This window comes from Amycolatopsis sp. NBC_00345 (assembly GCF_036116635.1).
Classification (GTDB): domain Bacteria; phylum Actinomycetota; class Actinomycetes; order Mycobacteriales; family Pseudonocardiaceae; genus Amycolatopsis.
Genome location: NZ_CP107995.1, coordinates 8,449,139 through 8,461,315, shown reverse-complemented (window position 1 = coordinate 8,461,315; position 12,177 = coordinate 8,449,139). Strand labels below are relative to the sequence as shown.

General features: G+C 67.5%; 14 protein-coding genes and 2 tRNA genes. 5 read left to right on the top strand and 11 right to left on the bottom strand.

All coding sequences use genetic code 11. The features are described 5' to 3' along the window. The first annotated feature begins 19 nt into the window (after positions 1-19). Entirely contained in the window at positions 20-685 is a 666-nt protein-coding gene (locus OG943_RS38275; protein WP_328605791.1) for a response regulator transcription factor, read from the top strand. Here the strand turns inward: OG943_RS38275 and OG943_RS38270 are convergent. The 7 genes from OG943_RS38270 to OG943_RS38240 form a co-directional block, all read right to left on the bottom strand. Then, positions 669-1,571, bottom strand: a complete 903-nt coding sequence (locus tag OG943_RS38270) for a glycosyltransferase family 2 protein (RefSeq protein ID WP_328605790.1) — start codon at positions 1,569-1,571, stop codon at positions 669-671. The genes OG943_RS38275 and OG943_RS38270 overlap by 17 nt on opposite strands. Before the next feature lie 5 nt (positions 1,572-1,576). Beyond that, positions 1,577-1,936: a type II toxin-antitoxin system RelE family toxin gene (locus tag OG943_RS38265; protein ID WP_328605789.1), complete on the bottom strand. Its 360-nt coding sequence runs from the start codon at positions 1,934-1,936 to the stop codon at positions 1,577-1,579. 6 nt (positions 1,937-1,942) lie between these two features. Then, positions 1,943-2,251: a type II toxin-antitoxin system prevent-host-death family antitoxin gene (locus tag OG943_RS38260; protein WP_328605788.1), complete on the bottom strand. Its 309-nt coding sequence runs from the start codon at positions 2,249-2,251 to the stop codon at positions 1,943-1,945. A gap of 370 nt (positions 2,252-2,621) precedes the next feature. After that, positions 2,622-2,695 (bottom strand) — tRNA-Arg (locus OG943_RS38255). A gap of 42 nt (positions 2,696-2,737) precedes the next feature. Next, positions 2,738-2,827 (bottom strand) — tRNA-Ser (locus OG943_RS38250). 77 nt (positions 2,828-2,904) lie between these two features. Beyond that, entirely contained in the window at positions 2,905-4,614 is a 1,710-nt protein-coding gene (locus tag OG943_RS38245; RefSeq protein ID WP_328605787.1) for a phosphatidylglycerol lysyltransferase domain-containing protein, read from the bottom strand. A 211-nt stretch (positions 4,615-4,825) separates the two neighbouring features. Further along, positions 4,826-5,458 (bottom strand): dienelactone hydrolase family protein, encoded by a 633-nt coding sequence (locus OG943_RS38240; protein ID WP_328605786.1) that lies wholly within the window; start codon positions 5,456-5,458, stop codon positions 4,826-4,828. A 103-nt stretch (positions 5,459-5,561) separates the two neighbouring features. Here OG943_RS38240 and hisC point away from each other — a divergent pair, with 103 nt between their 5' ends. Further along, positions 5,562-6,617 carry a histidinol-phosphate transaminase gene (hisC, locus tag OG943_RS38235; RefSeq protein WP_328605785.1) on the top strand — a complete coding sequence of 352 codons (1,056 nt, stop codon included), beginning with the start codon at positions 5,562-5,564 and terminating at the stop codon, positions 6,615-6,617. Between the two features lie 74 nt (positions 6,618-6,691). Here hisC and OG943_RS38230 read toward each other — a convergent pair whose 3' ends face one another. Then, positions 6,692-7,270, bottom strand: coding sequence for a TetR family transcriptional regulator (locus tag OG943_RS38230; RefSeq protein WP_328605784.1), 579 nt, complete (start codon positions 7,268-7,270; stop codon positions 6,692-6,694). A 180-nt stretch (positions 7,271-7,450) separates the two neighbouring features. Here OG943_RS38230 and OG943_RS38225 point away from each other — a divergent pair, with 180 nt between their 5' ends. After that, entirely contained in the window at positions 7,451-8,362 is a 912-nt protein-coding gene (locus OG943_RS38225) for a patatin-like phospholipase family protein (RefSeq protein WP_328605783.1), read from the top strand. A gap of 281 nt (positions 8,363-8,643) precedes the next feature. Here OG943_RS38225 and OG943_RS38220 read toward each other — a convergent pair whose 3' ends face one another. Then, the gene (locus tag OG943_RS38220; RefSeq protein WP_328605782.1) at positions 8,644-9,636 is read right to left on the bottom strand and encodes a sulfite exporter TauE/SafE family protein; all 993 of its coding nucleotides are present in this window, start codon (positions 9,634-9,636) and stop codon (positions 8,644-8,646) included. A gap of 260 nt (positions 9,637-9,896) precedes the next feature. Here OG943_RS38220 and OG943_RS38215 point away from each other — a divergent pair, with 260 nt between their 5' ends. Further along, complete coding sequence (locus tag OG943_RS38215; RefSeq protein WP_328605781.1) at positions 9,897-10,193, top strand: hypothetical protein; 297 nt, start codon at positions 9,897-9,899, stop codon at positions 10,191-10,193. 478 nt (positions 10,194-10,671) lie between these two features. On the opposite strand, the gene OG943_RS38210 is transcribed toward OG943_RS38215, so the two are convergent. Continuing rightward, the gene (locus tag OG943_RS38210) at positions 10,672-10,851 is read right to left on the bottom strand and encodes a hypothetical protein (RefSeq protein WP_328605780.1); all 180 of its coding nucleotides are present in this window, start codon (positions 10,849-10,851) and stop codon (positions 10,672-10,674) included. A gap of 127 nt (positions 10,852-10,978) precedes the next feature. Further along, a complete protein-coding gene (locus tag OG943_RS38205) occupies positions 10,979-11,335 on the bottom strand; it encodes a VOC family protein (protein WP_328605779.1) in 357 nt (118 codons plus the stop codon). Positions 11,336-11,445: 110 nt separating this feature from the next. Between OG943_RS38205 and OG943_RS38200 the strand changes: the two genes are divergently transcribed. Further along, complete coding sequence (locus OG943_RS38200) at positions 11,446-12,138, top strand: FadR/GntR family transcriptional regulator (protein WP_328605778.1); 693 nt, start codon at positions 11,446-11,448, stop codon at positions 12,136-12,138. The last annotated feature ends 39 nt before the right edge of the window (positions 12,139-12,177 follow it).

The following is a 12,177-nucleotide window of genomic DNA, read 5'->3' as shown; positions in this document are numbered from 1 at the left end:
GACACTACGCTCGGTGGTCGTGCGGGTACTTCTCACCGAAGACGACGGCGACCTGCGGCTCGCGGTCAGCACGTCGCTGCGGGGCGCGGGCCTGGCCGTCGACACCGCGGCCGACCTGACGGACGCGGACCTGGCGATCTCGGTCAACGCCTACGACTGCGCGGTGTTCGACCGGATGCTGCCCGCCGGCGACGCCCTGCCGTACGTGGGTCACCGGCGACGCGCGGGCTGGGGCGTGCCGGTCCTGTTCCTGACCGCCCGCGGCACTCCCGCCGACATCCTGGCGGGCCTCGGCGTCGGCGACGACTACCTGGTGAAGCCGTTCGAGATGGCCGAGCTGGTCGGCCGGGTGCTGAGCCTGTGCCGCCGCTCCCCGGCGCCGTCGGCCCCGGCCGTGCTTCGTTGCGGTGACCTGGAGCTGGACGCCGGCCGCCACGAAGTCCGCCGCGCGGGCATCCTGCTCACGGTGACCCGCACGGAGTTCGCGGTGCTGGAACTGTTGTTGACGAGGTACCCCGAGCCGGTCCCCCGCCAGGACCTGATCCGCCACGGCTGGGACGACCTGGTCAACCCCGCGTCCAACGTCCTCGACGTGCTGATCCGCCAGCTCCGCCGCAAACTCCACGAGCCGCCGATGATCCAGACGGTCCGGGGCGTCGGCTACCGCATCATTCCGGCGCAGTGATCTGTCGGAGCAACTCGCGATGGGACTGTTCGAAGAGCTGTTGCTGATAGCCCATCGGATCCGGGTGGCTCTCGTCGTAGTCGGTGATCAGCCGTTCGACGCCCCGGAACCAGGCCTCGATGGGCCCGGTCAGGCTGGGCTGGATACGGCCTTGTTTGTCGGCATGGTGCATCAGCAGGGCGAAGTCCTGGCCCAGGATCTCGGGCTTCGGGCGTACCGGGTTGAACCAGTCGTCGGTGAGGACCGGCCGGAGCAGGTCGGCGTGATCGTTCCAGTGCAGCGTGATGGCCAGGTCCGAGGTGAACCCGCCCGGCAGCGTCTCCGGCCACAACGCGCGTACCGCCGCCCGTTGCCCGGACCACGGCGTGGACCCGACTTTGGGCAGCATCTCGGGAAACAGCAATCCGGCCAGCGGCGCGAAGAATCCATTCAGCCAATGGTCGGGATAAATCGGCCGCCAGTAGAGATTGGCGATGGTCGCGTCCGCGATTCCCTGAAAAATCGGCCCGGCGAGTAATTCAACCAGCGGAACGTCGCCGTAATACTCCAGATCGGCGTCCATGAGGCAAATGACATCCCCCTTTGCCGACTCGACCCCGCACGTGATCGCCTCGCCTTTACCCCGCCCCGCGACAACAACCCCCGCACCCGCCTCGCGCGCGACTTCCGCCGTGTGGTCCGTGCAACCACTGGCACTGACAAGGACTTCCCCGTCAACGCCGAGCTTCGCCACACCCTGCCGCGCAGCCTGCACGGCTTGAGCGATGGTCGCCTCTTCGTTGTACGCGGGAATGACAACGGACAACGTCTTCAACTCATCGGCGGTTACCGTCCGACGTCGAGGCTTGTCAAGACCCATCGCCCTTTGCAGGTCGTCAGAACCCACCCGAGTCACGTGTTTCTACGCCCGAAGACGTCTTGCACAAGACCACCCAGCACCGTGGACACGTTCGCATTGCCGTACAGAGCGAGCCGAGACATGGCCAGTTCGTAGCATTCGCTGTCGACCCGCGTCGCGACGACCCAGACCACAACGATCGTTCCGTCCTGCTCTACGCGGAACACAACCCGATACTGCCGATTACCTACAACCAGTTTACGGAAAGTGGCGAGGCTACTCCCAAGAGCGACTCCTCGATTCTGCGGATCCTCCTGGAGCTTCTTGAGAGCCTTGAAGACCACCAAGCGTGCCGAACCGTCGAGTTCGGCAATGTCGTCCTTTGCTTCAGGAAGCAGCAACACCTCGACCATGACGGATCAGACGTCCTCGTCATCAAGGCTGTCGAGGTCGATACCGAATGAAGCGGCAGCGTCTTCGAGGCGTATGCGCTGGCCGGAGTCGGTTACCGACCTGACCATCGCCATGGCCACAAGCTTCATGTCGTCCTCGATCTCCTCGAGGCGCTGAAGGCGTTCAAGCTTCTCGATCCCGACGATGGCGGCGGCCGGCTTGTTGTTCTTGATGACCACAATCTCGCGACCACCGCTGGCCTCGCTGACCAGCTTTGATACGCCCTTGCTGCTGGCTTCGGTCACACTGATCAGGTCGTTCACGTCCACCTTCATGGCCTCACCCTTCCCGTCACACTAGAAGTCTACCCAGAATTCTAGGTAGATTTCTAGGGCTTCAGGTAACTATCACACGTCCAGACGACACCTTCGTCGCCGAACGCAGGCACCTCGCCCAGGGCCCTTCGTCCATCCCCGTCGACCCGGAGACGTGTCCATCCGGCAAGGACATTTCCTTTGTTCGGCAAGACATCTGCGGTCCGCACGAGCGCCGACCCGCCCGATTTCCTGCCACTCAAGGAAACTGGCAGTTAAGTGAGAACTCGGCTACGGTCGGCCGACCTTACCCGCCTAGGGGTCGTGACATGAAAAGCAAGAAACCCCCTGCGAACAGGGGGCTTCTTGGTACTGCTGTCTCAACCAGACGTGCGCCCGAAGGGATTCGAACCCCTGACCTTCTGATCCGTAGTCAGATGCTCTATCCAGCTGAGCTACGGGCGCGTGTTCAGTTGTTAACCTAGCACCTGCCGGAACAGGCACCAGCGGAGGCTCCGGGATTTGAACCCGGGAGGGGGGGTTACCCCCAACCGCATTAGCAGTGCGGCGCCATAGACCAGACTAGGCGAAGCCTCCTGGGCCGAAACGACCACTGCCCAGATAGGTTACACACCCCCCGTAACCCCCGCGAAGGCACCCCCCGCAACCAGGGATCACCGCTGCAGCAACCGTCGCAGCCAGGGGGAACGGCCGCCGAGGCCCTCGGCCTCGAAGGTGGCGATGCCGACGCGCGGGAGTTCCCGGACGCTCGGGTAGACGAGGTAGCGCGGCACCCAGCGCGGCTGGAACTTGGCGTTGAACCGGTACAGGCTCTCGATCTGGATCCAGCGTGAGAAGAAGTGCAGGACCTTCGCCGAGACGCGCGCGACCGGGCCCGCGCCGATGCGCTGGCCCTGCTCCATCAGGGAGCGGAAGGCGGCGAAGTTCAGTGACACCTGCGTGATGCCGTGCTCCCGCGAGTAGAGCAGCAGCTCGGAGATCATCAGCTCGTTCACGCCGTTGTCGGCGGTCCGGTCGCGGCGCATGACGTCCAGCGAGAGGCCGTGGGCACCCCACGGCACGAACTGCAGCACCCCGCGCACGCGCCCGCCCTGCTCGGCCGTCACGATCACCGAGCCGGGGTCGCCCATGCGGCCCAGCGCCATCGAGAACCCGCGCTCGGTCTCCGTGCCGCGCCAGTTCGCGGCCAGCACCACCAGCTCGTCCAGCTCGCCCTGGCGCAGGTCCTCGCTCCGGCGCACCAGCACCTTGTAACCGGCGCGCTTGGTCCGCGACGCCGCCTGCCGGACGCCGCGCATGATCCGGCCGTCCATGGTGAAGTCCCCGGCGTCGACAACGGCCTCGTCGCCGATCTCCAGTACCTCCAGGCCGAAGCGCGCCCACACGGTCGCGCCCAGCTCGGACGCGCCCATCGCGGCCGGCACCCAGGCGTTGCGCTTGCAGATCTCCAGGTACTCCTCGATCGCGCCCGGCCAGGCCTCGTGGTCGCCCAGCGGATCGGCCGAGGTCAGGGCGACGCCCGCGATCACGCGGTAGGTCACGGCCGCCTTGCCCGACTTCGAGAACACCGCGAACTTGTCCCGCCGCAACGCGAAGTAGCCCAGCGAATCGCGCTCGCCGTGCTCCTGCAGCAACGCCTGCAGCCGCGCCAGCTCGCCGTCCGAAAGGCGTGGCGCCGGCTCCGCGGAGCGCAGCAGGAAGTACGCGGAAACCAGCACCGCCGCGATGCTGAACAGCAGCCCGATGGCCGCCGAGAGGTCCTCCAGCCACAGCCCGTGGAACACCGCGGGCCCGCTCACGCCCACCAGCGCCAGCCCCGACTGCGCGAGCCGGTCCGGGAAACCCAGCGGGTCGAGCATCTTCCCCGACGCCACCGAGAGCAGCAGGACGTTGATCACAAACCCCGCCAGCAGCAGCTGCACGAACACCCGCGCGGCGCGCCAGCGGCCCGTGGTCGGGTCCGGCTCCGCGACGAAGTAGCGGCGCGTGGCGATCAGGCCGACGAGCAGGACCACCGACACCACACCGGCGCCGAAAACGTGCTTGAGCCCCAGGTGCGAAAGGGTCAGCAGCACCGCGAAGCCCACGGCCAGCTGCCACGCCCGGCGCTTGCGCCGACGCAGCCCCGCGGCCAGCAGGATCAGCAGCACCCCGGTGACGATCGAGACCGTCGCCGCCGCCACCGTCGCCTCCTGCGGCAGCTCCAGCCATTCCGCCAGGTGCCCGCGCAGGCTACGGCCGGAGGGCACCACCACGGAGAGGATGGTCAGCAGGCCGGTCAGCCTGGTCACCCACGTGATCGCGACGACGGACGTGACACCCGCCACCTGCCAGGTGTGCTGCGCGCGTGTCCCCGTCACCACGCTTGCAACACGTACGGCCGAACCATGCTTCCCCCGTCTTCGTCACTCCCCGGAGAGTATCTTCTTCACCGGTACCTCACACTTTCTTATCCTTCAACGTACGGGGAACCTGAGCCGCCACGGCGATCCGATCAGGTACTTGTCGTGGAGAAGGGCGCAACAGGGTGCTCACCGGTCGAAACCGGCGAGCATTCACGAGGGGTTACGGGCCTCAGCGCAGGTGGGCGTCGAACCAGTCGAGGGTGCGCTGCCAGGCCTCTTCCGCCGCGCCGGGGTCGGCGTCGAAGCGGTGGTTGGCGCCCGCGTAGCGGACGACGTTGGTGGCCACCTTCGCCGATGCCGCGGCATCGCGCAGCTGCTCGACCTCGGCGCCGCCCGCGTCGTCACCGGCGTCGCCGTACATGCCGAGCCACGGACTCGTGACGCGACCGGCGATCTCCAGCAGCCGCGGCAGTTCCGTGACGCGCTGACCGCCGACGCTCACCGCCGCCCCCAGCCGCCGGTGCGAAGCGACGAGCAACGCCGCCGTCCCGCCGAGATCGAACCCGACGACGCCGCGAAGATCCGCTTCGACGCCGCGTTCGAGCAGCCATTCGAGTGTGATGTCCGTCGCGTCGAGGAGATCCTGCTGTGTCAGCTCTTCGCCGCCGTCGATGTGCGGCGTGACGGTGAGCCAGCCTTCGCCGGCGAGGCTCGCGACGAGCAGCACCACGCCGTCGGTGACGCCGTTGCCTTCGTGCAGGACAACGAGGCCGCCACGCAAGGCGCGCTCGGGCTCCGCGAAAGTCAAGCGCAGCGTGCGGCCGTCGGTACGCTGGTAATCCACGGTGCTCGTCGACGTCATCACCTCACTCAATCACCTCCAGGTGAACATTGGAAACCTTTCTGGATCGGCCGCGGCGAGATACGGTGGCGAAGTTGTCCGCCAGAACCGAGGAGAACCGACGATGCCGTCCCTCGCCCCCCGCCCGGATCTCGAATCGTTGCCGAAGTACGTCCCTGGCCGGACGATCCACGGCGCGATCAAGCTGGCGAGCAACGAGGTCCCCGGTGGCCCGCTGCCCAGCGTGCGGGCCGCGATCACCGCGGCGATGGGCGACGTCAACCGTTACCCGGACAGCGGTTCGCAGGCCCTGCGCGAGCGGCTCGCGACGGAGCTGGACGTGCCGATCGACCGGCTCGCCGTCGGCTGCGGCTCGGTTTCCCTGTGCCAGCAGCTGATCCAGGCCGTGTGCGGGCCCGGCGACGAGGCGATGTTCGCGTGGCGCTCCTTCGAGGCGTACCCGATCGTCACGCAGGTGGCGCACGCCGTCGGGGTGAAAATCCCACTGACCGACGGATACGGCCTCGACCTCGACGCCATGCTGGCGGCCATCACCGACCGGACGAAGCTGATCTTCGTCTGCAACCCCAACAATCCGACCGGCACCGTGCTGCACCGCGACGAGATCGAGCGCTTCCTCGACGCCGTCCCGGCGCACGTGCTCGTGGTGCTGGACGAGGCGTACAAGGAGTTCGTCACCGACTCCGAGGTGCCGGACGGCATCGAGTTCACGCGCACGCACAACAACGTGGCCGTGCTGCGGACCTTCTCGAAGGCGTACGGCCTCGCCGGCCTCCGCGTCGGTTACGCCGTGGCGTCCGTCCCGATCGCCGAAGCGCTGCGACAGGTCTACGTCGCCTTCTCGGTGAACTCCATCGCGCAGGTGGCGGCCATGGCGTCCCTCGACGCCGCCGGCGAGCTGCTCGAGCGCTGCCAGGAAATCATCACCGAGCGCGAGCGCGTGCGGAATTCGTTGCTGGACATGGGTTACGACATCCCGCCCACGCAGGCCAACTTCGTCTGGTTCCCGCTCGCCGAGCGGACGGTCGCCTTCTCCGAGCACATGCTCGACCGCAAACTGATCGTCCGCCCCTTCCCCGGCGACGGCGCCCGCGTCACGATCGGCACTCCGGAAGAGAACGACCTGTTCCTGGCCGCGGCCCGCGAATTCCTTTCCTGACAGGGGTTTTCACGGCGGATCGGGCGGGGCTGGCCTGGACACGACAGCCCCGCCCGCCGCTCCCGCCTTCCGTTTCAGGTGCGGTTTGAGCCGCGCGCGGTCACCGCGTGCAGTTGGCTCATGACGTCCACAAGGAGCTGACGCAGGTCCACCTCGCCGGGTTGGTCGGCCCAGCGGGCGTAGGCGATCCGGAAGACCGTGACCCCGGCTTCCGCGGCGACGTTCGCCAGCACTGCATCAACGCCGCGCCGCCCGAGCGCCTCGGCCACCGCGTCCGCCAGGTTGACCAGTTTGAGCAGTTCACGCTCGCGCAGTTCCGGGTTCGCCGCGATCACGATCTTCCGCTTGCGGACCAGTTCGCTGCGTTCCTCGATGACAACGGCGGCATGGTCGAGCGCCAGAGCCACCCCGTCGATCGGGCTCACGATCTCGGGTGCGTCCATGATCGCGGCCACACAGAGCTCGCGGAGCGCGGTCTGGCTCCAGAACAGCACGTCGCGTTTGTCGGCGAAGTAGCGGAAGAACGAGCGCTGTTTGAGGCCGGCCCGGTCGGCGATCTCGGCCACCGTGGTCTGGTCGAACCCGCGCTCGGCGTACAGCTCCAGCGCCGCCTGTTCCAGGCGACCACGTGCGTCCGGCGCCCATCGCCCCATGTCAGTCCGGACCCGGCGTCCCGCGGGACCCGGCTCCTCCCTCCCCTCTGTCCGCTCGTGCCCGGCTGATTCTAGGTGATGACAGCTTGTGTTATGCGGGGGTAGTATCCATGACACAAGCTGTCATGACGGTCACCTCGCCCCGACCTCGTGCAAAACCACTACGCCGAAGGAACTCGCATGACAACGCACTCACATGAAGCGAACGACGCGGCAGGCGTCGAGCGAGCGCTGGTCCTCGGCGGCGGCGGCCCGGTCGGTTACGCCTGGACCGCCGGTCTGCTGTCCGGCCTGGTCGACGCCGGCCGGGACCTCCGCCGAGCCGAACGCATTGTCGGCACCTCGGCGGGCGCCATCGCCGGCGCGCAATTCGCTCTCGGCGTGGACGTGGCCGCCGGCCTGTCGACCGAGCTGAACCGGCGATCCGAGCCGAGCCCCTACGAGTCCGCCGCCACCGGCGGCATCGGCGATCTGCTCTCGATCTTCGCCGGCGCGGCTCGCGCAGCCGATCCGGATCAGGCGCGCGCGGCCATCGGCGCCACGGCGCTGGCCGCGAAGACCATGACCGAGGAGGAATTCCTGGCCGGGCCCGGGTACGCGTCGTTGGCCGGGCAGGTGTGGCCGCCGGCCTTCCGCGCGACCGCGGTCAGCGCCACCACGGGTCGGTTGGTGGTGTGGTCAGCGGATTCCGGGGTCGATCTGGCCAAGGCGGTCGCGTCGAGTTCGTCCGTGCCCGGCTTCACCCCACCGGTGACGATGCACGGGGACCGGTACATGGACGGCGGCGCACGCAGCTCGCTCAACGCGGACCTGGTCGCCGGCGCCCGGTCGGTGATCGTGGTGTCGTGCACCGCTCTCACGCCGCCCGAGGGCCTCGACCCGGCGCTGGCCGCCCCCTATGAGGACCAGGCCGCGGAACTCGACGCCATCAGGGCGGCCGGCGGGTCGCTCGCAGTCATCGAACCCGGTCCGGAATTCCTCGCACTGAGCGGCCACGGCACGCGGCTGATGGACATGGGCCTGATTCCCGAGGCGTTCCAGGTCGGACGCGAACAGGGGGCGAAGGAAGCACCCCGGCTCGACTCCTGGTGACAGCGGCGCCACAGCGGCGGCGGCGCATCGCCGTGGTGGCGCATCGCTGTAGTGGCGCATCGCTGTGGTGGCGGCACCACAGCGGCGGCTCATCACTGCGGTGACGGCACCACAGCGGCGGGCCGCTGCTGTGGTGAACCGGCGTTGCCGACCACGTCCTGGAGTCGCTCACTGCCTACCGTCGGGCACACAGTCCGCCACGAGTGTCTGATCCCGTTGTCCGGCAACGGGATCAGGCGCTTGCGGGCCGCACTGGCCGGCCGTAGCACGTCCGGTACCGGCTACTTGAGCAGAAGCTGCACCACAGCGGCGACCCCGATCACCACGATCACCCCACGCAACACCGTCGGCGAGAGCCGGCGGCCGATCTTCGCACCCAGCTGACCACCGATGGTCGACCCGACGGCGAGCAGCCCGATCACCGGCCAGCTCACCGGGGCGACGATCGCGTAGATCAGCCCGGCGACGACGTTGATGACGGCCGAGAGCGAGTTCTTGACTCCGTTGAGGCGCTGCATCGGCTCCGCCAGCAGCATTCCCATCACGGCCATCATCATCACGCCCTGCGCAGCGGTGAAGTAGCCGCCGTAGATGCCGATCAGGAACAGCAGCCCCATCAGCAACGGCCCACCCCGACGCGCGGCGCCGCTCACCGCCACGGTGACCCCCGCCGCCCCGCTCCCTGCTGCCGCGCCACTCCCAGCCGACGCCGCGACCGAGCGGCCGCTCGCATCGGCCGCGCCGCCATCGCGGGCAGCGGCCAGGTGTCCACCGAGGCCCGCCGAGCCACCGGTCGTGGCTGCGCCTTCAGCATCGCCGCCAGCCACGCTTTCGGCGCCGGCATCGCCGGAACCAGCGTCAGCACCAGCGGTTCCAGCAACGCCTCCTGCCCCGGCACCGGCCGCCCGACGTTTCTGGACCCATTTCGACACCCACGGCTGCACGATCACCAACACGACAGCCAGCCCGACGAGCACCGGCACGATCGTCTCGAACGCGTCCTTCGGCAGAGTCAGCAGAAGCACCGTGCCGCCGATCGCGCCGAAGAACGACGCCACCGCGAAACGGATCACCTGCGGCCAGTAACCCGCAAGCTCGTGGCGGTAGCCGTACGCGCCGCTGATCGTGCCGGGAGCCAAGCCGACGGCGTTCGACGTGGTCGCCGTCAGCGGCGAGTACCCAAGCGCGACGAGCACCGGGAACGTCACCAGCGTGCCGGACCCCACCACCGCGTTGATGGTGCCCGCCCAGACCCCCGCGACGAAGATGATCACCGCGTGCCACCACGTCATAAAGCGCTCACACCGGGACGATAGGCATCCCGAGCCGCCCCCGCGACGCAGATGTGTCTGGACGAACACCGCCGAAGTCACGCACCGCCGCGATCCGAACACGGCCGAACTCGTGCCCCTCGGCAAGCACCGAGGTGGGGCACCGTTGATACTCGACTTGGCCGAGCGATAGAGTGGGCATTGCCCATTTACCCACTCTGTCATATGATCTAGTCATACAGTCGGCAAGCAGGGAGGACGCGATGACGGCCTTGGAGGACTTCCGACCGGTCGCCGAGGTAACCGCCGACGACCGCGCCCGGGTCCCGGTTGGCAAGGCCGGAGCACACAAGAATGATCGTTACGCTGTGTCGATGAACAGCGAGGGCGCCATCCTGCTCACTCCATTGGCCAGCATCCCCAAGCGTGAGCTACTCGTGTGGGAGAACGACGAACTGCGTGCATCGCTCTTTCGTGGGCTCGCTGACGCCGCCGAAGGAAACACGCGTTCCTTGAACTGGGTGACCGCGGATGACGACGAGGATGACGACGAAGAGTGAGCGCTCCGCCATTCCAACTGCTCTACACCAGGGAAGCCGAGAAGGTCCTTGAAGGCCTCAAAGCCCAGCAGCAATACCGCGCCAAGCTGAAGAAGGTCCGCAAAGCGCTACGCCTGTTGGAGCAGGCAGGTCCGCGGCACCCGGGGCTGCACTCTCATGACTACCAGTCAATCCCTGGGCCAAGCGGTGCCACTTTGTGGGAGTCCTACATCGAGAACAAGACTCCGTCGGCATGGCGCGTGTGGTGGATATACGGGCCCGGAAACGAACAGATCACCATCGTCACAATAGGACCGCATCCCTAAGTCCTATTCAGATCACCACGGTTGGAACACGCAGAACTCGTTCCCCTCGCAAGTGCCGAGGAGCGACACCGTTCCACGAACAGGTCGCGCCCCGCCGACGTTCGCCAGCATTATCCTGCATTAGCATGAAATTCCAGTTACGTCAAGAACTTCCGACTGTCCCACTGAAATTGTCAACTCATGAGATTTTTTTTAAAATCAGGCTCCCAGGCGAGGAGCGCCGCGAGACATGCGGCGAGCAGGGTACTCAGAAGCTGGAAGAGGTTGGGCAGTTCGTGGAACCCGGCCGAGGCTGAGGCAATGGCCACCGCTGCCGAGCACGCGGCAAGGGCCGCACGGCGATAGATCGCCACCCGGGACGCCCGCCTATTCACCACGCTGCAAAGTCTGCCATAAGCGCAAGGCGAGACACCGTTGTCAGATGGCATCTCGCCTTGGCGTCAGCCCGCGCAGTGCCGGGCTGAGAGTCAACCGCCGGACTCACTCCCGCGGCTCGAACACACAGAACTCATTCCCCTCCGGATCAGCAAGCACGTGCCACTCGATGTCACCGCCCTTCGCGCGGATCAGGGTGGCGCCGGCGGCCACAAGCTCGTCCGGGTCGCCCCAGACGTCCAGGTGCATGCGGTTCTTGACGGTCTTCGCCTCGGGCACCGGGCAGATCCAGAACAGCGGCGCCGAGCCCGTCGGGTCGACGATCGGCACCGGCCAGTCCGGTGGCCGCTCGTCGCCGGTCAGCGAGTCTCGGCGCACGTAACCGAACGCCGCGCACCACCAGTCGGCGAGCGCCTGGTGGTCAAGCGCGTCGATCGCCAGGTCCTTGAACTTCGCGGTCACGGGTCCCTCCCCCATCTTGTCGAACGAGATCATCGTGACACGCGCCACCGACAATTTCGACGCCACGCGAAGGCGACGCGAACCGCGCGCGGGCCTGACAGGATGGGCGGGTGGCCCACGAATCCGAACAGGTCTGGAGCGCCACCGTCGACCATCTGCGCACGATGATCGACACCGGTGAGCTCGCGCCCGGCTCGCGCCTGCCCGCCGAACGCGCCCTGTGCGAGCAGCTCGGCATCAGCCGCGGCTCGCTGCGGCAGGCGTTGCGGGTGCTGGATTCGATCGGCTACGTGCAGATCCGCGCGGGCTCCGGCACCTACGTCCGCGAGCAGAAGAGCGCCGACGGCCCGTTGAGCAGCTGGTTCTCCGAGCACGAGCAGCTGGTGGAGAAGCTGTTCGACCTGCGCGCGACCGTCGAGCCGACGCTGGCCGAGCGGCTCGCGCTGCACCACTCGCCGCGGATCGTGCAGCGGCTGGCCGACAACGTGGCCGAGATGGAGGCCGCCGCCGCGGCCGGCGACATGCTCCGCGTGATCGCCACCGACGCCGAGTTCCACCGCGTGATCGCCGGCAACGCGGGCAACGACGACGTCGCCGACCTGCTGCGTTCCGTGCTCGCGCTGGTCGGCGAAGAGCGTCGCGCGGCCCTGCGGCTGCCCGGCCAGATCCGCAAGGCCGTCGACGAGCACCGCGCGATCCTGGAAGCCGTCCGCCGTTCCGACGCGGCCGCGGCGCGCGAGATCACGCTGAAGCACCTGCTCGACGCGAAAACTTACGCGCACGACTACGCAGCCACCTCCTGACCAGAGTACAGTTTTCACAAGTTTCTGAAAACTGTGATC